Below are 23,435 nucleotides of genomic sequence, written 5' to 3'. Positions count from 1 at the left end.
CCATCTATCTTATTAAATGTATCACGCCCGATCGCTTAGGTAATGATCCGTTGTACGACATACCTTTCCAATCGGTACCATTTATAAACTTGGCCGATACCTGCCATATGTAAACGCCCTGCGGAGCTTGTGCGCCTTTGAAGTTTCCATCCCAACCTTCGGTGGGCTGTCCGCGGCTATCCAATTTGGTGGTCTCAAAAACCAGTTGCCCCCAGTTATTAAATATTTGCATATGCCAGCTTGCAATGCCCGACCCTTTTGCACTAAAAGTGCTTAACTCCGGATTACTGCTATTTGGTGTGAAAGCGTTTGGCAGGTATAGTTGTCCCGGCACACCGGTTACCTGTACTGTTTTGGTAATTGTACTGTCGCAGCCAAGGGCGTTAGTTACAATTAAGGTGACGACGTATTTGCCGGTATCAGCGTAAGTGTGCGTTACATAGCGGTTCAACGAGGCCCGGCCATCGCCGAAGTTCCACCTCCAGGATGTGAGATTACTGCCGGTTGTTCTATCGTTAAATGTAAAAGTGTAATTGGGTATGCTGGTGGTTAAGCCCGGCTTCACTTCAAACTCGGTACCCGGCGGGCTTTCGATAACAATAAAGTTTTGTTTAACCACGGTATTTGTACAACCCGTTGCCAGGTTAGTTACTGTAAGCCGTACCGTGTAAGGCGACTTCTTGAAGTCGTATACGTGCGTAGGCGGCGAAAAGCTGTTTGATTGCGTACCATCTCCAAAATCCCACTCGTATGACAAAGCACTGGCCGGGACGCCATCAATAGCGGGTGTTAAATTGGCAAAGTTTACCCTTATCGACCGGCAGCCTGTCTTAACATCCGCATCAAAGTCTGGAGCGGGAACTGTGTAGACTTCAACCCTTATTTTAGGATCCGACTCGGCTGATGCACAGTCACTGGTGGCTGTAATACTTACATAGTAAACACCGGGCGTTATAAATGTATACGGAAATTCGCCACGGCCGGCGGGTAAAGAGGCAACTACTGCGTTGTTCTGATCATAGATATTGTATTTATAAACATCGCCGCCAGCGGTATTATTTACAAATGTTAATGCCAGCGGAGCACAGCCTTTGGTAACGTTGTTCTTGATAAACATTTGCGGCGTAAAGTTGGCCGGAGATACCGTAATAGGCACCTCGGTAGACCGTGCTTTTGTGCCACAGGCGTTAGTGGCTTCCATGTACAAATTGTAAACCTTGGTAACAGGTGTGCTGATGGGTAAAAATTGGACTGTCGATTTATCTGTTTTAACAATATGCTGAACCAGCACATCACCATCGTACAAATAAAAATCGTATTGGGCATTTGTGCCTGGCGATGTATTTCTTACAGTAAGTACAAAGGTTCCGCAGCCGCTCAGGTTTTCGGGCAATATAGCGGCTACCGGGATTGCTGGGCTCACAGTTATGGTAGCCGTCACCGGCGGGCGTACAACGCAATTTTCCGTCAGGTTTAATGACACATTATAAACCATGTCGGTACCATCTTCGCTCGGCTGAAAAGTATGCTGAGGGCTTACCTCGTTTGAGCCCGGAGTACCATCTCCAAAATCCCAAACAAACCCCACGCCGTTAGTTGCCGACGATGTATTGGTAAACTGTATTGTAAGCGGACCGCATCCCTTTAACTTATCGGCAGTGAAACTTGCCACAACGTCCGCGGTGTTTACTATAATTACCTCATCGCTATTATCGGCGCATGGCGGCAAGCCTTTGATAGTCCATAAAAAGCGATAGGTGTTGCCGCCAGCCAAGCCTGTTACCTGCGTTTTAGGATTAGCCGGATTTACAAATGTTACTGCCGGGCCTGCAAGCTGTGTCCACAGCCCGGAAGAAGTGCCGGCATCATTACCATCAAGCGTTACTGATGTACTGCTGCAAAGTGTCTGATCTGCACCGGCATTGGCTACAACAGCGGGCGGATTCACGGTGATGGTTGTAGCAGAAGATGCCTGTGATGCACAAGAACCGTTTTGTACTATGGCCCGGTATTGTGTTGTTTGGTTTAAATTTTGGTAGGTAATAGATGTTGAAGTATTATCGGTAATCGCCCAAGTTGTTCCGCCGTCTGTAGATGACTCCCATCTTAAAACATTCCCTACATTACCACTGAGCGTTACGGTGCCGCTATTTGTACCTGCACAAACGGTAGCAGCACCAGCAGTTGTGCCGCCAACGGTAGCCGCATTTACGGTGATGGTAACCACACCGGTACTTGGCGGACAGGTAGGCGCTGCAGTAATTGTCCACCGGAACTGGTAAATATTGCCCGGCTGCAAACCGCTTACTACTGCATTGGGGTTAGTAGGGTCAGAGAAGCTCACACCCGTTTGGTTTGACACCACTGTCCACCGGCCTGTACCCGCACCGGGGCTGTTACCTCTTAAAGTATATGTTGATGATGCGCAAATAGCCTCATCAGGGCCGGGCAATGCAGTAACCGGTAACGGCTTTACCGTAATGGTAATGGTGGTTTGGGTGCCAACGCAACCGCCATTGTATGGTATAATATTGTATGTAACAGTGCCATCTGTAGAGCCATTATTCACCAAGACGTCGGCAATGCTACCCGCCGAAACGGGAGTAGTTGGATTTGTATTACCGCTGATACCGGCGCTGGCCGTACTTGTCCACAAAAAGGTTGTGCCTGCAACGTTTGATGAAAAGTTTATCCCCGCCGGCTGGTTGCTGCAAATCTGGTTGCTTGCCGCTGTTGCAGTAGCTACAGGTAAGGCGCGCACGGTTAAACGCATTTGAAAGGCATTGCCCACGCAGCCATTTGTAGTAGGGGTTATAGTATAAGTGATAACGGCATCTGTTGTTGAGCTATTGTTAGTTATCAGGTCGTTTATTGTGGACCCGCTACCCGTTGCCCCAAAGCCGGTGGCACTGCCCGATGTAAGAGCCGTTGTCCAGTTAAAAGTTGTGGCTGGGTTGTTTGATGTAATGGTGTAAGTGAAGTTTTGCTGCGTACATACAGACTGGGTAGCCGGGCTTGTAATATCATCTTTTTTTGTGATGTTAATAACTACATCGTCATTGATTACAGCACACTGCGAAAGCGAAGTTTGTGCCCTTAATGTAAGTATTACCTGGCCTGCAGCTACTTCTGCTGCGGTAGGGGTATAAGTAGCATTAAAAGTTGTTCTGTTTGGGGTGAAAGTGCCGTCTCCGCCTACCCAAGCAAAACTATTGTATGCGCCGCCGGTAATACTGCCCGCCAATTGTGCAGGGCTGTTTTCGCAGATGGTTTGGTCAGCACCTGCGTTTACAGTCGGGGCAAGGGCAAAAGTAAGTTGCTGTGTATCCGTAGCGGTGCCGCAGTTGTTGGTATGCGTAACTGTTACGTTGTAGGTAGCATAATCACTGAATAGTATTTGAGGGTACCTGCTATTTGCTGTTGTACCACCGGTAAAACTATAGGCGCCGCCTGTAATTACCCAATTATATGTTGTAGGCAAAGTAGTTTGCGTACCGGTTAATGTAGTATTCGATAAACCCGGATTATTGTTGAAATTAAGGGTAATGTTATTACCGCACAGCTGTGCATCGTTTGATAATTTGGCAACCGGCGAAGAATTTACCGTAACCGTTTGTGTTGGCGATGACACCAGGCCGCAGCTAAGTGAATTAATATCAAGCCTTACCTCATATATACCCGGTGCGTTGAATAAAAACGACGGATTTTTGCTATTGGCATTCGTTCCGCCGCTGTACGACACCGCTGCAGGGCCGGTTACCACCCACTGGTATTGTGCAGTATTGTTACATGGCGGGTTAGGATCTGGCGAGGTGTTAACAGGTGTTAATGTATTTGCCGAGCAAATTGTAGTTACCGGTAGTGTAAATGAGGGCTGCGGCGGGTTTTGTATACAAATGCTTTCAGTAGCATCTGGTGCGGGGCAGTTGCCGGTATTGTTTTGCAAACGTAGCGTAACCGTATGGGTGCCAACGGAAGTAAAAGTGCGCACAAGGGGCCGGGTAACCGGATAGTTTGTAGCAACAACTACACCATCAACCAACCATGTGTATAAGGCACTTACATTTTCACAATCGGCTGTAGTTGCATTTGGATCCTGGCCTAATACCGATGTGTTGTCAAACGTAACAGGGCTATTAATACAGGCGGCTAAGGGGGTTCTAAACCTATTTTGCGGTGGTGCCAGCACCTTTGCGTAGGTTGTTACCTGCGTTACTACAGCGCCGCAATACTGGCTGAGTGGCTGCAAATCTACCTGGAAAACATTGACTTGCCCGTTAACCTGGTTGCCGCATGATGATTTTGTGTACGCATGACTAATCTGCCCGCCACCGTTCACAATATCGCACAGTGTATAAACGCTTGTTGCACCGTCGCCCCAGGTAACCCGATAGGTAAGACCCGGGAAGTTGCGTTGTATACCATTTGGGGATGCAATATCTACATTGTACGTAAGACTATTTCGCCCGTTAAGGCAAACTGTGGTACTGCCGCTGGCACCGAAGGTGTTATTAACCACGTTGTTAATCAGCAAATACGCCTTGGTACCTATTATGCCACCGGCTCTGGTTGCTTTAGCCATTACTGTATAATGCGCCGCTTTGGCTATAAAATCACCGTTCACATTTATTGAACCTTCTGCAACTTTATCTAGCTCATTATAAAAACTCGCTGTGGTTGCAGCGCTATTTGGAAATTCGTTAACAAAGCTGAAGGTTGAATTAGCCTGGCCTATACATCGGCCAAATACTTCGGGATAAGATGTATTTAATATTTGCGATGATATGGCCGCAGTGACACCTGCAGCGGAACTGATTTGAAATGGGGCAGAAGCGGCGCTAACCTGTGCCGGGCTCGACATGGCAACCCGTACGCGGTAACCGCTACCTGCAGGCGTGCCAGATGGTATGATACCATTTACAAAGGTGCCGTAAAAGCCGGTAAATGTACCGATGTTACGTTGTGCGGCGAAACTTCCGCTCGCATCAGACAGGTATAGTGTAAAAACGTTGTTGCTGCCTACACAGCCGCCGGTAGTGTTTACCTGGAACGGCACGCCAATGGTTGAGCCCTGACCATAAGGCCCTGGATCAAAAGCGCTGACGGTTATGGTTTGCCCAAACGACCTTAAAAAGCCGGCAAAACAAAATAAAATAATAAGTAAGCTTTTAGTAAACTTTTTAACCATCAATCTACATCCAATCAGGGGGAACAGTAAATAGATGTATGGCTGTAAGCTTAATTACCCAATTTGGGCGCATAGCCAAGCGATACAGGCTTTTATACGGCTACAGGATGATTTGGTTGCGACAATAAGAAAGTGAATAAAAAGAAAAACCTGGGCTATCACCCAAAAAATAGGTAGGAGATAAAGATAGCAGCTATTACACCAGCCAAATCGGCAATCAGCCCGGCCGGGATAGCATATCGCGATTTTTTGATACCTACCGAACCAAAATACAGTGCGACAATGTAGAATGTGGTATCGGCAGAGCCATTGAAAACTGACGCCAGTCGACCGGCAAAACTATCAGGACCGAAGGTTTGCATAGTGCTTATCATCATAGCCTTTGAGCCCGAGCCGCTGAGCGGTTTCATGTAAGCAACCGGCATCGCATCAACAAAGCGGGTATCAAGGCCAAGGCTTGTTATAAGCCATTTCAAACCATCGTTAATATATCCTAATGCACCGGAGTTTCTGAAGACGCTTATCGCAACCAGCATAGCAACCAGGTATGCAATAATTTTTACTGAAACCTCAAAGCCGCCTTTGGCGCCATCTATAAAGCTTTCAAATACATTTACCTTTTTTCGAAGAGCGCCGAGTATAAAAACAACAGGTATGGCAAACAGCAAAAGGTTACTAACCACTTTAGATACTGTTGCAATTTGTTCTTTATCGAGGTAAGCAGTAAAGTACCAAACCAGAAAAAGGATAAATGCGGTAAGGCCGCCCAGCCAACTCACAATGACCTTGTCAAAAAGATTTATCTTTTGCTTTATGGCAACGGCTATCATACCTACAACCGTAGCAACATAGGTTGCTATAATACAAGGTATAAGTACGTCGGCAGGGTCTTTGGCACCTAATATAAATCGTTGGGCTATTATCGTAACCGGTAATAACTGCAGGCCCGAAGTGTGCAGCACCAGGAACATGATCTGTGCGTTAGATGCTGTCTCTTTATTTGGATTAAGCTCCTGCAGGCTACCCATTGCTTTTAAGCCAAGCGGTGTTGCGGCATTATCAAGACCAAGCAAATTAGCCGAAAAATTCATCATCATTTGCCCGGTAGCAGGGTGGTTTTTGGGCACCTCCGGAAACAAACGCCCCAGGAAAGGCCCAACTATTCTTGCCAAAAAGTTCATGGCGCCGGCGCGTTCGCCAATGTTAAGTATCCCAAGCCACAAAACCATATTACCGGCAAGGGGCAGGGCAATATCCATTACCGATGCTTTGGACGAATCAAACATGCCATCAACCAATACCTTAAAAGCATCCACATCGCCCAAAAACACCAGTTTTACCAGCGCAATTACAAACGCGATCAAGAAAAATGCTATCCAGATATAGTTTAAAGCCATGTTACTTATTGAGGTTTTGAAATTATATTTTTTTCACGACTTATTTGCAAAGCGCCTGACCAATTACATAAAACAAACGCTAAATTAGTGAGTCAACCCTTTCTTAACCACTAATTATAAGAGGTAATGCCCTTATCAGGCGCAACTTGTAATGTATAAACTTTGCGCAGCGGATTGTAGGGTACGGCATCCTGGCTCATCACGTATATCATGCCCAGCTCTTTCACTTTGAAAGCCTGCATATCGGCACTTGTAGCAGTACTGTCTACATACTGCGATATGGAATTATATATTAAATTATATTGCGGAAGGTCATTAGTGACAATCTCGATAAACATACGCCTACCATCGTTACGCAAATTAAAGCTGGCATACGTGCCACCTGGTATTGATAAATTGTAATGCCTCGTTTTCTTTTTAATATCTTTCTTTACGAGATCAAATCCTTTGGTTACGAAAAAGGTATCTCCTTATCAATGTTGTTCCGCAAAAGGTAATTCAGGTCATCGTATGAAACGAGCTTGCTTTGTGCAAAGCATATTGTAGTGGTAAATATCAATATTGCGGCAATTAGTATTTTCTTCATTTGGTTAAAGCAGTTTATGAGATAATTAAGGCTGGCTAAAGATAACAGAATAGATAAATATTAATTCGTTACGATCGTGGCAAAGCTTACTATTTAAGGCTTTTGTCAGTCCTGCGTTTAAAACCAGCCATTATAAGTGCGCGCGATTGTATTTGCGTTAATGATTATTACCTTAGCAAAATTAATATACAAGCTATGTCTACAATAAAATTAGCCCGCGTTTCAGGCGAGTATGGTTTTGAAGCCAAAGATGAATACGGCCACACCGTAAGAATGGACAGCAGCCCCGAAAGTGGCGGCCAAAATTTTGGTGTACGCCCCATGCAAATGTTGCTGATGGGTTTAGGTGGGTGTTCGGCCATCGACGTTATTGCTATTCTTAAAAAGCAACGCCAGGATGTGGTTAAATATGAAATGGTTATTAACGGCGATCGTGAAGCCGGCAAAGAGCCTTCTTTATGGAAAGATATTACGCTTGAGTTTCACCTATACGGCGAAATTGATGAAGATAAAGCTAAAAAAGCCGTAGAGCTTTCGCTTGGCAAATACTGTTCGGTTGCGGCTACGTTATATAAGGCCGATGCCGATATCAAGTGGGAAGTAATTATTCACCCTGCTTCCTAAATTTTTTACTACTATACCATTTTATAAAATGTCTCAGGAATTACACCCTATTACTAAAGCAATACGCATACAAACAGAGCGCAGCCAGCAAAACGAGCACTCTACACCTTTATATTTAACAAGCAGTTTTATTTTCGACGAGGCTGAAACCATGCGTGCCGCCTTTGCCGACGAAAACGACAGCAACATTTACAGCCGTTTCAGCAACCCGAACGTTGACGAGTTTATAACCAAAATGTGCGCCCTTGAAGGCGCCGAAGATGGTTTTGCCACATCTACCGGAATGAGTGCTGTCTTCTCATCATTTATGGCCCTTCTGCAAAACGGCGATCACCTGATATGCAGCAGCTCGGTATTCGGAAGCACATTTGGTATTGTAAACAAATATTTGCCTCGCTACGGCATTACCTGCACTTTGGTACCCGCTAATGATAAAGCAGCCTGGGAGGCCGCCGTGCAGCCGAATACCAAAATGCTTTACATCGAAACACCAACAAACCCGCAATTGGAAGTTATTGATTTGGAATGGGCAGGGCAGTTTTGCAAAAAGCATAACCTTATATATAATGTAGATAATTGCTTTGCCACACCTTTACTGCAAAAACCAATTGATTTTGGCGCCGACATCGTGATACATTCGGCTACCAAATGGATTGACGGACAGGGCAGGGTGTTGGGTGGGATAATTGTAGGACGCAAGGATCTTATTAAAGATATATACCTGTTTTGCCGTAATACGGGCCCGGCATTGGCTCCTTTTAATGCCTGGGTGTTGAGCAAAAGCCTGGAAACGCTTGATGTACGTTTAGAAAGACATTGCGCCAATGCATTAAAAATTGCTAAGGCTTTGCAAAGCAATCCAAATGTAGGTTGGGTAAAATATCCATTCCTTGAAGGGCACCCACAATACGATATTGCAAAAAAACAGATGAAAGCCGGAGGCGGCGTGTTATGCTTTGAAATTAATGGCGGTGTTGAAGCCGGACGTAAGTTTTTGGATTCACTCCAGTTACTATCTGTTACGGCCAACCTTGGCGACTCGCGCAGCATCGCTTCGCACCCCGCAAGTACAACCCACTCTAAACTTACCGATGCCGAAAGGGCAGAGGTTGGTATTACACCCGGGTTGATACGCATCTCTGCCGGCCTGGAGTATGCGGACGATGTTTTGAATGATATAACACAAGCCTTAGAAAAAAGCCAAGGATAGCCTATTTAATGCAGGAGCTTGTATTGTACCAATCTAAATTTGTAGTTGGTGTTATACAGGCTTCTTTGATATTAGCTTAATAAATTCATCGATTATCGCATCTTCGATTTATGAATATTGCTTTATATTGTACGATAAAAGGGGATTGCTTATAATATAAGGCGACTTCTAGCAATTGAGAGATATCTGTTCAACTCTTCTTAGACGTTAGTCTAATAATATTTGACGCGATGTGTATAGTAAATGCGTCATTTTTATAGCCATTTTAACACTTTCCTAATAGAAATAAAAATATTCGTTATAAAATTTTATTTATTTGAATTTTAATTGCGTGTAAATTAAAATTTCATAAAGTATTCATCTTACCTACAACTTTGTCAATATTTTCTTTTGATGGCATTCTTGTTGTAATGAGTGTGAAGGTTCTGCCCCTATAGACCAGAACTTAAAATTCACAACTATGAAAACAAATTTAAAAAAAGCTTCTCTGCTGCTTACCGGGCTAATGGTTGGCAGTAAATTATTTGCACAAACGCCTGACAGCACCATGAACGAAGATTACGTAAAGCCATTTTCTGATGCAGGCTTACGTACCTGGTCAATTGGTATCAACGGTGGTTTGTTAACTCCGTTTAACATTTTCGGCCCGAACAGCGCACAAGATTTTACTTTGCCGGGCAGCCAAATTGGTTACGGTGGTTACATCAAAAAGCAATTCCTTCCTGGTTTTGCAGTTCAGTTAGATTTCCTTCGTGGTAAAGTTAAAGGTGAAGGTGGTGCACAAACAGGTTCAGTATTCGAAACTAATTTAAATTATGCAGCCAGCATCAGTGGTAACTTTACTTTAGCAAACATTAACTGGAGAAACAAAAAAGGTGCAATCCAACCTTACATCACTGCAGGTTGGGGTTTAATGGGCTACAAACCAACATTGAATGGTCAGCCAGTTAAAGCTAACGACGAAAGCACCAAAGAGTATTTTGTACCGGTAGGACTTGGTTTGAAATTTAACCTTAGCCGCGGTGTAAACTTGGATTTAGGTTACCAGGTTAACTTTGTTGGTAACGACAACTTTGATGGTTACAAATACAGAGGTAATTCAGACAAATTCTCTTACGCACACATCGGTTTAGAGTTTGCTTTGGGTAGCAGCAAGAAACCACAATTGGCTAACTACAACCCAGTTAACTCAATGCGTACCGAGTACTTAATGGAAGATGCACAAAACAAAGCGATGTTACAAGCACAGATCGATGCTGAAAAAGCTAAAAACGATCAGTTACGTAACGACCTGAACACTACTAATGCTAACCTTGCTAAATTTACAGCAGATAGCGATGGTGACGGTGTTCCAGATTTCTTCGACAAATGCCCTAACACACCATCAGGTACTAAAGTTGATGGTTCAGGTTGCCCATTGGCTAAACCGGTTATCGTGGTAACCGAAGAAGACCGCAGAGTGGTTAAAGATGCTATCAAAAACTTAGAGTTTGACTTAGGCAAAGCTACAATCCGTCCTAAATCATACCCAAGCTTAGATAGAGTTGCTCAATTGCTGATTGACAAAAATTTCAGCTTGAAATTGGCAGGTCACACAGATAACACAGGTTCAAAAGAATTGAACTTAAGATTGTCTAAAGAGCGTGCTGAAGCTATCAGAAGCTACTTAGCAAGCAAAGGTGCTAACGAGTCACGTATAGAGGCTACAGGTTACGGCATGAGCCAACCAATAGCAACTAACAAAACCGCGGCTGGCCGTCAGGCAAACCGTCGTGTAGAGTTTACTTTATACTAATAGTAAGCAACACCAAATAAAAAAGAGCCGCTCCATAATTGGGGCGGCTCTTTTTATTTAAAAAAATTTGTTAAAGATCGGCAAAGAAATCTTCAAGACTGCTGAAATAGGCTTCGTTCCAGCCTTCAGAAATGTCCTGATAAGCTTCATCAGGAATATTGGTGTGCCTTAACTCAATAGATGTACCTTTTTTGTCATCGTGAAGCTTTATAGTTACAATAGATGGTTCGTCTTGGCCATCAAAATACCATTGCTGCACTATCTTTTTATTTTGCTCAAACTCAATGTTCTTACCTACAATACTGCCTTCCCACATCGAAAACTCGGACCCAGGCTCGGTCGACATTTCTGCGGGCTCACCTGTCCAAAGTTGAATAGTTACAGGATTGGTTAATGCCATGTATATCTCCTCGGGGGTGGCAGGCAATTGGTAATATTTTTTGATATCTTTCACAGCTGCAAGTTAGCAGAAAATATTGTGCGTTAAAAGTTAGACTTTTACAACAGTGCCCACAGGTAAAACTACCTTACCATACACCTCATTCAATACTCCCGCTATACCGGTATAAATAGCTGACGATCCGCATAATATGCCTTCATATCCGGCCAGCTGCTTAACACTCGCATTACCGGTAGCATCGCCCCAAACAAGCAGCGCAAATAAAACTGTTAACGACGCAAATACAAACTGAAGCGCCCTGCTTAATCTTAAAGTGCCAAAGAAAAGGCAAAAAGTAAACACGCCCCATATGCCCAGATAGCAGCACATTGCGCCTTCTGAAGGTTTAGCTGCCCAACCCAGTTTTGGCATTACCAATAACCCAACTAAGGATAGCCAGAAAAAGCCGTATGACGTGAAAGCCGTAAGCCCAAACGTATTATTCTTTTTAGCCTCGATGATGCCGGCAATTACCTGTGCAAGCCCGCCGTAGAATATTCCCATTGCTAAAATCATGGCGTTGATTTCAAAGAAGCCCGCGTTATGAATGTTTAGCAAAACGGTAGTTAGGCCAAAAGCGCACAGGCCAAGCGGAGCGGGGTTGGCTATGCCATCCGTTGCCGCCACAGGTTGTTGTGGAATCATGTGTTAAGAGATTTATTATTGGTTTATATCGCAAGCTAACTTATTTACACATTAATAACAATAGGCACTAAACCGAACTGACGCTATGGTGTTATTGATACATTATGCAAAAATTAGTGCTGATACGACACGGAGAGAGCGTTTGGAACCAGGAAAACCGCTTTACAGGCTGGGAGGATGTTGACTTATCTGACAATGGCTTACAACAGGCTGTTGCTGCCGGTAAGCTTTTAGCCAAACATGGCTATACATTTGATGTTGGTTTTACATCGGTGTTGAAACGTTCCATTAAAACCATGCACTTTGTATTGGAGCAGCTGGATAGTCTTTGGATCCCGGTTAATAAATCCTGGCGTTTAAATGAGCGCTTTTACGGCGCACTGCAGGGTCTTAACAAAGCCGAAACGACAGAAAAATACGGAGAGGAGCAGGTGCACAAATGGCGACGCGACCCGCATGAGCACCCACCTGCAATAACTGAAGACGATAAGCGTTTCCCCGGGCATTACCTGCGCTATACGGATCTTACTTATCGGGAACTGCCGCTTACCGAAAACCTGAGCGAAACCATGGACAGGGCGCTACCATTTTGGCATGAGCATATTGTACCTGCCATACGCGATAATAAAAAAGTTATAATCTGTGCACATGGTAACAGCCTTCGAGCCCTTGTACAGTATATCGAGAATATGAGCGACGAAGATGTATCTAAATTAGATATACCAACCGCAACGCCCTGGGTTTACGAGCTCGATGACAGACTGAACTCAATCAGGCATTATTATTTAAAATAGGGTTGGCCATTTACTTGTCTAACTCAAAGCCCCAGTTCTTTCCTTTTTCTACAGCAGGTACGCCTTTACTAAGCCATACAGGCATAGGCGCACCTTTTAAAAAGTGATCAAAAAACTGTGCTTCGCGAATTGTTATGTCTTTACGGTTTTGGCGCTTAACCAAGTTGTGTGCCTCATCATTATACTGCAACAACCAAACCGGCTTATTTAACCTGCGCAAGGCGGTAAACATTTCAATACCCTGGTACCATGGCACAGCACCATCTGCATCGTTACTCATTATAACTACAGGCGTTGTTACCTTGGGAAACATAAACAAGGGAGAGTTTTCAATGTACAGTTCCGGCTTTTCCCAAAGGGTTGCACCAATACGGCTTTGCGTTTTTTCATATTGAAACTGTCGGTTCATGCCGCTTTCCCAGCGTATGCCACCATAGGCCGATGTCATGTTGGCTACAGGGGCACCTGCCCAGGCGGCTGCATACATATTGTTTTGTGTTATGAGGTAGGCAACTTGATAGCCGCCCCAGCTTTGCCCTTGTATGCCAATGTGTTGGCTATCCACCCAACTATTTTTCTTGAGAGCCTCGACGCCCGAATTGATGTACTCGACAGCTGATGCACCCGGATGGCCGTTTTCATAACTAATATCCGGTGCAAAAACCAAATAGCCGTTGCTAACAAAGTAGGTTATTGGCAGACGTGAAGGCGTAGGGGCAGGGGATATATAGTTATATAACCCATCGCTTAGCTTTTCATAAAAGTAGGCTATCATAGGATACTTTTTATTTGGATCAAAGTTCTCCGGCTTGTAAAGTATTCCGTTAGATTTATGACCGTGCGGAGTTGTCCATTCAACCAATTCGCCCGTACCCCAGATGTAATTAGCCTGCTGCTGATTAATCGTACTCAGCCTTATTTCAGTTTTCAGGTCTGTTGAAACCCAAAGGTCAGGTGATTGTGTGAAACTATACTTTGTATAGATAAAACTGTCGCCGTCTTTAGCCTTTTGCAGGTCGCTGTAACCGTTTCGCGCCATCACAACCTTGAGCGGATCATTCTCTGAGCCTAATGGCTTTTTATAATAGCCCCATTGCTTGTTTTTCTCGTTTTGTACAATCATCCAAAGCATTTTTTTGCTTGGGAGATACTTTTCATCTTCATCACTATTATTGTATCGGAAAATAAGTTTGTTTTTACGGCCAATGGCATTGGTAAAATTATTTGCGCGACCGGTGGCCGGGTCAATGCTCCAAATATCATATCTGTCGTAGATTAGTACGTGCTTATCGCCTGCTTCCCAATCGGCAATGCCATAGGCAGATGGATCGTCTGGCACGTCGTTTTCTTCATCGCCCATTTTTACACGGGTAATAGCCGTAAGGTTTCGCTTTTTACCAGTTGCAATATTGTATGTGTGCCAATTTTGGTCTTTAGCATCAAACCAAAGTATAAAATTACCTCCCGGCGAAATACTGTAGCGGCCCTTAAGGCGATCGTTTATGCGTTTACGTTCGCCGGTGTGTGTGTTTATCAGATAAGCTTCCTGCCTGCCGCCACCTTCCCATTGCGTTTGCACGCGGGCGCCTGTATCAGTTAAGCCAAGCGCAAATACAGCATCGCTATTGTTGGCAATCATCACATCGCGCATGTATTCGGTACCAAGCTGTATTACTTTAGCACCTTTTTGGGCGGGGCGTATAACTGCTAAGTAATTCCGTTTTAATTCACGCTGCAAGTTTTTAAGCTGCTGCGGCTGCAGGTAATCATCTTTATAGTTCCATATATCCAGGCGCGCCACTTCAAAGTCTACAATTGTGGTATCAGCCGGTTTGGGGATAGGCGCCGTACCAAAAAACAAATTGGCACCGCTTTTACTAAAATACACTTTGCCATCGCCGCTTACTGCCCAGCCGGCTGGTAAGCCGCTAAATTTCTCGGCAGCAATAACGCTTGCACTATCTTTGCCTCCTATGGCGTAGTAATAAAGTTTAAAAGGCTTTACTAATGCCTTTTCAGGATTTTTTTCGGCGGTGAAGGCCAATTGCTTACCCGCATCGTCAAAAGTTATATTACGATAATTGCCACGACCTGTGCTTACAGGTTTAAGAACATCGCCATCAATATCATACACAAATAAGCCATTAACTATATCTTTAGATTTTTTGGGAGCCGTAACACAAAACGCAAGCCACTTGCCGTTTTTTGTTAACTGATAATCGTTTACATACTTAAATGTGCGGGCTTTGCCATTAGCGAGTTGTTTAATTGTAAGCTCGGCACCATCGCGCGTTGGTGGTGCTATGGTTGTGGCCACTGCTTTTTTTGATGTATCACCTGCTAAAGGTTTTTTTACCGTGTCGGCAGGAAAGAGGTAAGCTATAACAGAAGCTTTATCAGCAAGCTTGAATGACCGTACAGCAGGATATTTATCTATTGACCCGCTTGCCAGGTTAATGATTGCAAGTGTGTCTTTGGGAAAATCAGAAGGCTTCTTTTTCTTGATTTTTGCCTGCCTTACATCTTTAAAGAAGGGGCGGATGAGGCCGGCAGCGTATTTAGAGTCGTAAGTAAAACGCGCGGTATCGGCACGAGGAACAACCTTTTTATTTGCACCTTTTGATGTACGTAGTACCAGTTCGGCATCGCCTTCCTGGGGTTTTATAACATATAAAACCCATTTACCATCATTACTAATGCGCTGCCCGGAAATACTTTGCCACCCGTCATAAACCGAATGATCAAGTGGCTTTTTGGACTGACCGCTAACCGAGATATTGATTAACAGGACAAGTAACGCAGGAAGTAAAAGTTTTTTCATCTAAGGCTTATTGAACCTTAAATATCCAAAAATTTGCCTGCAAATAACATCTGCGTTGAAAAAGTTACACTGCTTAATTGCAGTAACCTAATCAGCTTTGTAAAGCGCGCCTGCTTTTTCTGCAGAAAGCTTGATACCCTTGATCATTGCAGAACTGAAGCCGTTGTGCTCCATTTCGTTCAGGCCGGCAATAGTGCAACCTTTTGGCGACGTAACCTTATCTATTTCCTGCTCGGGGTGAGAAGCAAGTTGTAACAGCAAATCTGCAGCACCCTTTGCCGTTTGGGCGGCCATTTTTAGTGCATCGTGCGCATGGAAACCGATTTCGGTACCGCCCTGAGATGCTGCGCGGATAGAACGCAGGAAGAATGCAATACCGCAAGCGCACAAAGCGGTGGCCGAAGTCATCAGTTCTTCATTAATTTGTATGCTTACGCCTACAGTGTCAAAAAGCGATTTTACAAGGCTCATATTTGCCTCTGACGCCTTGTCGGAAGCGATGCATGTCATGCTGTGGCCTATGGAAATGGCAGTATTAGGCATGGCACGAATTACTTGTACATCCAGCCCCATGTGGCTGCGGATATCCTGGCAGCTAACACCCGATACAACCGAAATGAACAAATGCCTGGCTGCATCGGTTGATGGTCTAACCTCATCAAGCAGCTTGTTGAGTTGCTGCGGTAATATTGCCAACACTACTATTGTAGCGCTGCTGACTGCTTCGGCGTTATTGGCGGTTACATTGTAACCATCGGCTGCCAAAGCCGACAAAGCAGCTACGTTGCGGCGTGTGAGCGTGATTTGTTGCGGCATAAATATGCCTGCCTTTACTAAACCTTTGGCCAATGCCAGGCCTATGTTGCCGCTGCCCAATATGGCAATGTGATGTTGCTGATCCATTTTTTTAATTGCTTAAACGTGTACCGAATGAATGCCCGCCTTTAAGCTGGCCCAAATCATCAGAATGACCGATAATAACCGCCCTAACACCGCAAGCTATTGCTGTAAATGCATTATCCATTTTCGGCAACATGCCGCTATGTATTATTTTGTCTGCTTTTAATTGGTCGTATCGTTCAGGATTTATATCGCGGATAAGTGAATCATCGTCATTTATATCATGCAATACACCTTTTTTCTCGAAACAATAAACCAATGTAGTTTCATACAGCTTTGATAATGCCACCGCCAGGGCAGAGGCTATAGTATCGGCATTCGTATTAAGCAGCTGTCCTTCGCCATCGTGGGTAAGGGCACAAAATACCGGGGTGAAACCAGCTTCCAGCAACTTGCTGATGTTTTCCGGGTTTATCGAATTATCAGATATATCTCCTACAAAACCATAGTCGATTGTTTTTACCGGTCGCTTTTTTGCGCGAATAAAATCGCCGTCGGCACCAGTGAGACCAATCGCATTAGTGCCATAATGCTGTAACTGTGCAACCACATTTTTATTAATGAGACCCGCGTAAACCATAGTTACAATCCGGAGTGTATCGATATCAGTAATACGGCGCCCATCTACCATGTGTGCTTCAACACCCATACTTTCAGATACCAGCGTAGCAACCTTACCACCACCATGTATTAGTATTTTGTATCCTTCAAGTGCTGTAAAATCCTTTAGAAAGCGGTGCAGGTTTTCGGAATTATCAATAACATTTCCGCCTATTTTAATTACATGCAGTTTTTGCATCAGCCAATCATATAAGTTCGATAGCAATTATAGCGATTTTTTAATTGAGAGATCGATTGTTTGAAATTATTCGTTATAAAACCGGCAGCGATTTTCGCTGCTGTTTTTGTTTTACGCAATGGTGTTAACTAATATTACTTGCGCCTTTACTATTTGTGTTAAACCTTAAATTTCTGATATACAGATTAGTTGTAAATATTATATTTGGTATAATACACCCTTTATAATAGATATTAATGATTTCAATTAGAGCAGTTAAAATGCTCGGGCTGATAGCTTTGATACTAGTGCTTAATGCCTGTAATTTTAAAAAAGAAGATAGCAACGCAAGGCTAACAAAAAAACTATCTGCGGTAGATAGCCTTTTTTTTGTTGGAAAGACTGCCGAAGCCATAAAACTCGCACATGACGTGCGCGGCAGCATAAGCAAAACAGATCCGCTTGTTACAACCTATTACAATTTGATGGCCGGTTTTGTTGCCGATCGTAAAACGAAAGAGCTGTATGCCGATAGCTCCCTGGCTTTTTTTAAGGCAGGTGAAAGGTCATCATCATACCAGAACTATTACGTAAAAGCTCTTTTTACCAAAGGCGATGTTGCTATGTTTGCAAAGCAATATAATGAAGCTTTCGATTATTACAGTAAGGCCAAAACGTTGTTAAAAAAAAGTAGCTGCGACAATGGTTATATGGCCTCGAAAACTGCCGAGATCTACTATATTCAAAAAAACTATCGAGTAGCAGCAAGGTATTCTGCGAGAGCATTTGAATTGCTGAACAATTGCAATGATTACCAACCCCAAAAGCTGTTTCATCTTAAACAGGCAGCTTTAAACAATGCCGCTTTCTCATACGAGCAATCTGGCCTTATTGATAGTGCGCTGTATTTTTATCGCTTAAGCTACATATTATTAAATAGCGCGCACACACGACGGTCTATCCCTGCCACTATGATAAACAGCTCATTGGTTGTTTTATACGATAATATGGGAGGCTTATATCTTAGTAAAGATAGCATATCAAAGGCGAAGGACTACTTATTAAAAGCCGTAAATACCAACGTACCGGAAACCAATGGAAGTAAAATTCCGCCGCGCCTTAAGCTTGCTAAATTATACCTCAAAACTGGCGAATACGACAAGGCTGCTATCCAGTTTGATAGCACCAGGTTTCTACTTAACAAGTACCGGGGAGAAAACGCATCGTCTGATTTAAAATGGAACAGGCTGTATGCCGAATACCTGGTTAAAACGCGGCAGTCCGAGCAGGCTTATCAATATATTAACAACTACATCCGCCTTAACGACTCTTTGGAGCGCGTATCAGCAAATATTTATAAACTTGACATAGACCGTGAGCAAGATCTTTACAAGCAGGAGCAGGCCTACCAAACGCTTAAGCATAGCGACAAGCTTAAGATGCTTTACATACTGTTTGCGACAATAGCAGTTATACTATTGTCCATCATTATTGCACTCATTAACAAGAACCTGGGTTCAAGTCGTGAAAGTCAGAAAGTCACCGCCAGCCAAAACAAAGAGCTACAGCAAACATTGGTTGAACTGGAAGCGGCTAACAAAAACTACATACGGATAATGCGGATTATGGCGCATGACTTACGCAACCCACTTGCAGGTATATCTGGCTTGACTCTAGTATTACTTGAAGACAACGAACTTAATGAAGAAAACAAGCAAATACTTCAGCTGATTGAGAGCACCTGCACCAACTCGATAGGCATGATCAATGAATTGCTAAAATCGGGCCTGGCTAATGAAAATGATGTGCTTGACCTGCAATCTCTCGATATAAAAGCCTTACTGCATGATTCGGTAAAACTGCTACACTTTAAAGCTAAAGAAAAAAACCAGGAACTTATTTTTGATGCGGACGATGCGCCCGTGCGGATATTGGGCAGCCAGGAAAAAGTATGGCGCATATTCAATAACCTGATTGTAAACGCCATTAAATTTAGCCATGCAGGCGGGAAAATTAAGGTTGATATTGCGCTTACCGACAACCGTACCTTTGCACTTACAACCGTCACAGATAACGGTATAGGTATTGACGAGGCTGATAAGGATCACATCTTTGAAATGTTCACAAAAGCTAAACGACAGGGCACAGGAGGAGAGGAGCCCTTTGGGCTTGGCCTTTCAATCACAAAAAAGATTGTTGAGCAACATGGCGGTAAAATATGGTTTACAAGCCAGGATGGCGAAACCGTCTTTTTCGTTAAGCTGCCACTTATCAAATAAAACTTGCTGCAGTGAAACGTTCAGCTTTTGTTTTTGCTTACCTGGCTTGGTAAAATACCATACTTTTTTTTGAAGGCAACGGTGAAGTGCTGTGCATTTTTATAGCCTACAACCTCGGCTACGTAACCGACTGTGGCATTATTTGTCAGTAACTTATATGCCTGTTCCATTCGCAAATTGTTTAGGTAGCCAAATACAGTAGCCCCAAAAAGCGCTTTAAAACCTTTTTTTAACTTAAAGTCGTTAAGCCCGGTTTTTCGGGCAAGTTCAATCAAAGAGCAGGGCGTCTGCAGATTCTGCGAGACTATAAGTTTGGCTTCATGCAAACGTTGAATATCTGTTTCATTAAAACCAAGATCTTCTTCATCCGTCTCAGCACCTTTTTCCAATTGTAATGATAACAGTTCAAGAAGCTTTGCTTCCAGGTAAATTCGTTTAACAGGTTTGGCTTTAATAGCTTTCGCTATTTCATTTATAACTGGCCCCATAGCTGTAAAGCGATATTCCTCTATAGCTACACCATCTGCAAAAATTACTGGGCTATATTGCGACGACTCATTATGTAATTTTTCGATAGCCGAATTTTCAAAAGTCATCATCAATAAAGTAGTGGGCTTTTGAAAGGAAAGCTGGTGTGTTACCGCAGAGCTATTGCAGGAATAATATTTGCCCTTACTAATAGTTGCCTTCCATTCACCGGTATTTATTGAAGCATTACCACTCAATACAAATCCCATTACGAATTCAATTTTTTCTGAGTCAAAATCTAAAGATTTAAATTCATCAGCATCAAATGTCCAACAACAGACTCCTATCCCTTTAAACCAAATTTTATGTACGCTTAATTCACTCCGATTTTTTGATATGGTGACTGGCGCCTTATCAAAAGACTTCCTTACACCCTGGTGTAGATTATGTTTGGAATGGTTGGGCGAATTGGTAGTAGGCATAAAATCCGTTTGGCGTTGTTTTTAATCCGTTTTGCGTTATCAATAATACAGCCGTGTAAGCAAATTTGCATTATTATTTTTAATTAGTCTAAATAAATTAAAGTTTTGTATTTTAGACTAGTTAGAATAAATTCTATTTCATAGTGTGTTCTCATTTTGATGTAAGTCCTGTTTACCTGTGGCGGTGCGTATGTGCTGCAGGTAAGGCAGGCACCAAAGACAGATATTATGTGTGAGACTAAAATACTAACCCGTAGAAACACAACTGTTATCAGTCACTGCCCTGAATGCAGCATGCTAAACATTTGGCATCAAAACTTGATGCTTTGTTTTACGCCTGAGCAGTTCGTTTCTTTTCAAAACTTTACCAAAGATCTGGATTTTGATGATCGTAACTTTCCGTTCCCGGATGGCTCGAAACGGGTTGTTTTATGCACGCCCAATCGTGACATCAATCTTGTATTTACCGAAGAGGAGTGGAGCGATTTCAATATAGCAATGCTCGAGGCCAGCTATCTTTTAGACGCTTACAACTTAATTTATTCATCAAGATAGCGTTTAACACTCGTTGCCCTGAAACAAAACCAGATTTGGTATGACTACCCCCGCTGTTTAAAAAATGGCGGTAGTTGTAAATTGTTATAATTTGCAGATATCGGTACAGTTGTTGTGATACTGTTAACAAGCCGGCATAAAGCCGTTTTGTTAACTAAATTATATCTGTTATGAAAAATCAACCAAGTTTCAATGATGGAGGACAGGGGACTTCAACCGCAAACCGAGCTTATAACGATCCGAAAGAAATGCAAAAACAAAAAGGGGTAAGTAATGGTGGCGGTCAACGCTCCGACCAAACTTCTAACAGAGACAGCGCACACCAGCCGCAAAAGAAACAACATTAATAGCTTTACGTAAAAAGCGCCACTTTTATACAAAGGTGGCGCTTTTTCGTTATCAACAGTTAAAGTTTAAAGCAAAAAGTATTTTTCATAATAACTGTCACAAATTGGATCAACTTTACATCTAATAACCCAAAACAGTTTACTATTGATGCTAACCTCAACTATAACCTTCATAGTAGTGCTAATTGTTGCCGTGTTTGCAAGTTACAAGTTGGGCAAGCTAACGCTGTCGGGAGCGCTTACAGGTGGCATAATAGCAATGGCCATATACTGCGGAATGGGGTTATGGGGTATTGCCATACTTGCTGCATTTTTCATCCTGGCGGTTTGGGCCACCGGGCATAAAAGGTCTGTAAAGCAAAAAGTCACAGGTCTGAGAAATGAATCGCACCGGCGAGATGCCGGGCAGGTAATGGCCAATGGGGCAGCTGCGGGTATTTTTGCTTTAATGATATGCGTAGTTAAGGATTACACCACAATTCTTGGTGTGTTGGTCGCGGCCTCGCTTGCATCAGCTACGGCTGATACAATTTCATCAGAGTTGGGCACGGTTTACGGCAAACGGTTTTACAATGTACTTAATTTAAAGACCGATGAAAAGGGTAAAGACGGTGTTATAAGCTTGGAAGGTACACTTTTGGGCCTGATGGGTGCGTGCGCAATAGCAAGCATATATTCTTTAGGTTTTGGTTGGAGTTCGGCAACCCTTTACATCATAGCAGGAGGTGTATTTGGCAACTTAACCGACTCCGTACTTGGCGCTAGTTTGGAGCGAAAAGGCTTTATTGATAATGACGTGGTAAATTTTGTTAATACCGTTTCAGCAGCTTTATTTGCCTGGCTATTGGTACTGTTGTAACATTAAAATAATTACTTAACCACCAATTGTGCCGTATTACGGTTGGTTTGTTTTACCAATACAGTTTTGTCGCCAATTAGATTATTAACTGCTTCGTCGCTATAATGTCTTAGTGTGTATAATGTTAAATCGTTGTTATATCTCACTTTAAATTCAGCCTGCAACGCTGCCAATAATTGCTCAAAACGGTCGGACTTGTAATCTATACATGCGCTTAAACTTAATGCTGATGTTTGCATAACATTTACCTTAACCTGATATTTCGCGAAGACGCTGAATATTTCACTCAAAAGTTTTTCGCTGATAAAAGAATAATCATTGGTAGCAACAGATAGCAACACTTGCTTCGGTTTTACAATAATAACCGGCTTATCAAATTTATTTACTGCGCCTTCTTTGATTACTGTTCCTGCCGCCGACGGTTCCATAAACGGCTTTACGAGCAATGGAATGTTTGCGTTTTGCAGTGGTTTTATTGTTTTTGGATGGATTACACTTGCGCCGTAGTAAGTCATTTCAATGGCTTCCTGGTAGCTCAACTCATCAAACTTAACAGTATCATTAAATAGCTTCGGGTCGGCGTTTAGTATGCCGGGCACGTCTTTCCAGGTTGTTACAGATTCGGCCGCGAGGCTGGCAGCAAATATGGATGCCGTATAATCAGATCCCTCACGACCAAGCGTAGTTGTGAAATTTTCTGACGTTCCGCCCAGGAAACCCTGTGTAACCACTATCCCGTTATTTAACAACGCAGGGATGTCCTTTTGAATGCTGGCTTTGGTTTTCTCCCAATCAACCACACCTTCGCGATAGGTATTATCAGTATGTATATAACCACGCACATCTACCCATTTACTGGTAATGCCGGTATGGTTTAACCAGGCATTTACAATACGGGTTGATACCAATTCGCCAACAGATACTATATGATCGTAAATAAAGTCGTAATCGTCGTGCGGTTCGTCTTCAATCATCCAATCAATTTCAACAAAAGTATTGGCTACCTCATTAAATACGGGGTGATTATCGCCAAATAGCTGATGTATAATATGGTAGTGATAATCTTTAATTTCCTCAAAGATACAGTGCATATCCTCAGCACCGTTAAAGTAAGCATCGGTAAGTCGCTCCAAGGCATTTGTTGTTTTACCCATTGCAGATACTACAACAAGTATCTGGTTACCTGTGTAACTTTCAACAACCTTGCTTAAATTAATAACACCTTCGGCATCTTTAACAGATGCACCACCGAACTTGAATACCAGCAT

General features: G+C 43.1%; 19 protein-coding genes. 8 read left to right on the top strand and 11 right to left on the bottom strand.

What is annotated here, in order from left to right:
* Window positions 1-4: 4 nt before the first annotated feature.
* The 4 genes from FPZ43_RS02210 to FPZ43_RS19475 all read right to left on the bottom strand — a co-directional run bounded on the left by FPZ43_RS02210 (window position 5) and on the right by FPZ43_RS19475 (window position 7,171).
* Entirely contained in the window at window positions 5-5,188 is a 5,184-nt protein-coding gene (locus FPZ43_RS02210) for a PKD domain-containing protein (RefSeq protein ID WP_146380209.1), read from the bottom strand.
* A gap of 158 nt (window positions 5,189-5,346) precedes the next feature.
* A complete protein-coding gene (locus FPZ43_RS02205) occupies window positions 5,347-6,585 on the bottom strand; it encodes a nucleoside recognition domain-containing protein (RefSeq protein ID WP_146380208.1) in 1,239 nt (412 codons plus the stop codon).
* Window positions 6,586-6,695: 110 nt separating this feature from the next.
* Window positions 6,696-6,923: a hypothetical protein gene (locus tag FPZ43_RS02200; RefSeq protein WP_146380207.1), complete on the bottom strand. Its 228-nt coding sequence runs from the start codon at window positions 6,921-6,923 to the stop codon at window positions 6,696-6,698.
* A gap of 113 nt (window positions 6,924-7,036) precedes the next feature.
* Window positions 7,037-7,171 (bottom strand): hypothetical protein, encoded by a 135-nt coding sequence (locus FPZ43_RS19475; RefSeq protein WP_261380970.1) that lies wholly within the window; start codon window positions 7,169-7,171, stop codon window positions 7,037-7,039.
* A 195-nt stretch (window positions 7,172-7,366) separates the two neighbouring features.
* Here FPZ43_RS19475 and FPZ43_RS02195 point away from each other — a divergent pair, with 195 nt between their 5' ends.
* From FPZ43_RS02195 to FPZ43_RS02185, 3 genes are all read left to right on the top strand, one after another.
* Window positions 7,367-7,795, top strand: coding sequence for an OsmC family protein (locus tag FPZ43_RS02195; RefSeq protein WP_146380206.1), 429 nt, complete (start codon window positions 7,367-7,369; stop codon window positions 7,793-7,795).
* 28 nt (window positions 7,796-7,823) lie between these two features.
* Window positions 7,824-9,005 carry a trans-sulfuration enzyme family protein gene (locus tag FPZ43_RS02190; RefSeq protein ID WP_146380205.1) on the top strand — a complete coding sequence of 394 codons (1,182 nt, stop codon included), beginning with the start codon at window positions 7,824-7,826 and terminating at the stop codon, window positions 9,003-9,005.
* A gap of 460 nt (window positions 9,006-9,465) precedes the next feature.
* Window positions 9,466-10,800 (top strand): OmpA family protein, encoded by a 1,335-nt coding sequence (locus tag FPZ43_RS02185; protein WP_146380204.1) that lies wholly within the window; start codon window positions 9,466-9,468, stop codon window positions 10,798-10,800.
* 70 nt (window positions 10,801-10,870) lie between these two features.
* Here the strand turns inward: FPZ43_RS02185 and FPZ43_RS02180 are convergent, their stop codons facing one another.
* The gene (locus FPZ43_RS02180) at window positions 10,871-11,254 is read right to left on the bottom strand and encodes an SRPBCC domain-containing protein (protein ID WP_146380203.1); all 384 of its coding nucleotides are present in this window, start codon (window positions 11,252-11,254) and stop codon (window positions 10,871-10,873) included.
* Window positions 11,255-11,290: 36 nt separating this feature from the next.
* Entirely contained in the window at window positions 11,291-11,884 is a 594-nt protein-coding gene (locus FPZ43_RS02175) for an acetate uptake transporter (RefSeq protein ID WP_146380202.1), read from the bottom strand.
* Window positions 11,885-11,988: 104 nt separating this feature from the next.
* On the opposite strand from FPZ43_RS02175, the gene gpmA reads away from it, so the two are divergent.
* The gene (gpmA, locus tag FPZ43_RS02170) at window positions 11,989-12,678 is read left to right on the top strand and encodes a 2,3-diphosphoglycerate-dependent phosphoglycerate mutase (protein ID WP_146380201.1); all 690 of its coding nucleotides are present in this window, start codon (window positions 11,989-11,991) and stop codon (window positions 12,676-12,678) included.
* 10 nt (window positions 12,679-12,688) lie between these two features.
* Here the strand turns inward: gpmA and FPZ43_RS02165 are convergent, their stop codons facing one another.
* The 3 genes from FPZ43_RS02165 to argB form a co-directional block, all read right to left on the bottom strand.
* Window positions 12,689-15,499, bottom strand: coding sequence for an alpha/beta hydrolase family protein (locus FPZ43_RS02165; protein WP_146380200.1), 2,811 nt, complete (start codon window positions 15,497-15,499; stop codon window positions 12,689-12,691).
* An 87-nt stretch (window positions 15,500-15,586) separates the two neighbouring features.
* On the bottom strand, window positions 15,587-16,402 hold the full coding sequence (gene proC, locus FPZ43_RS02160; protein WP_146380199.1) for a pyrroline-5-carboxylate reductase: 816 nt from the start codon (window positions 16,400-16,402) through the stop codon (window positions 15,587-15,589).
* A gap of 4 nt (window positions 16,403-16,406) precedes the next feature.
* Window positions 16,407-17,198, bottom strand: coding sequence for an acetylglutamate kinase (argB, locus tag FPZ43_RS02155; protein WP_146380198.1), 792 nt, complete (start codon window positions 17,196-17,198; stop codon window positions 16,407-16,409).
* A 236-nt stretch (window positions 17,199-17,434) separates the two neighbouring features.
* Between argB and FPZ43_RS02150 the strand changes: the two genes are divergently transcribed.
* Window positions 17,435-19,456, top strand: coding sequence for a tetratricopeptide repeat-containing sensor histidine kinase (locus FPZ43_RS02150; protein ID WP_146380197.1), 2,022 nt, complete (start codon window positions 17,435-17,437; stop codon window positions 19,454-19,456).
* Window positions 19,457-19,476: 20 nt separating this feature from the next.
* Here the strand turns inward: FPZ43_RS02150 and FPZ43_RS02145 are convergent, their stop codons facing one another.
* Window positions 19,477-20,406 (bottom strand): helix-turn-helix transcriptional regulator, encoded by a 930-nt coding sequence (locus FPZ43_RS02145; protein ID WP_146380196.1) that lies wholly within the window; start codon window positions 20,404-20,406, stop codon window positions 19,477-19,479.
* A 228-nt stretch (window positions 20,407-20,634) separates the two neighbouring features.
* Here FPZ43_RS02145 and FPZ43_RS02140 point away from each other — a divergent pair, with 228 nt between their 5' ends.
* From FPZ43_RS02140 to FPZ43_RS02135, 3 genes are all read left to right on the top strand, one after another.
* Window positions 20,635-20,961 carry a DUF6686 family protein gene (locus FPZ43_RS02140; RefSeq protein WP_315897956.1) on the top strand — a complete coding sequence of 109 codons (327 nt, stop codon included), beginning with the start codon at window positions 20,635-20,637 and terminating at the stop codon, window positions 20,959-20,961.
* Between the two features lie 170 nt (window positions 20,962-21,131).
* Complete coding sequence (locus FPZ43_RS19205) at window positions 21,132-21,308, top strand: hypothetical protein (RefSeq protein ID WP_186461741.1); 177 nt, start codon at window positions 21,132-21,134, stop codon at window positions 21,306-21,308.
* A gap of 148 nt (window positions 21,309-21,456) precedes the next feature.
* Complete coding sequence (locus FPZ43_RS02135) at window positions 21,457-22,167, top strand: DUF92 domain-containing protein (protein ID WP_146380194.1); 711 nt, start codon at window positions 21,457-21,459, stop codon at window positions 22,165-22,167.
* 11 nt (window positions 22,168-22,178) lie between these two features.
* Here FPZ43_RS02135 and FPZ43_RS02130 read toward each other — a convergent pair whose 3' ends face one another.
* Window positions 22,179-23,435, bottom strand: a complete 1,257-nt coding sequence (locus FPZ43_RS02130; protein WP_146380193.1) for an aspartate kinase — start codon at window positions 23,433-23,435, stop codon at window positions 22,179-22,181.

This window comes from Mucilaginibacter pallidiroseus (assembly GCF_007846085.1).
Taxonomy (GTDB): domain Bacteria; phylum Bacteroidota; class Bacteroidia; order Sphingobacteriales; family Sphingobacteriaceae; genus Mucilaginibacter; species Mucilaginibacter pallidiroseus.
Note: the sequence above shows the minus strand (reverse complement) of the source record. Positions and strands in the feature narration are given on the sequence as shown.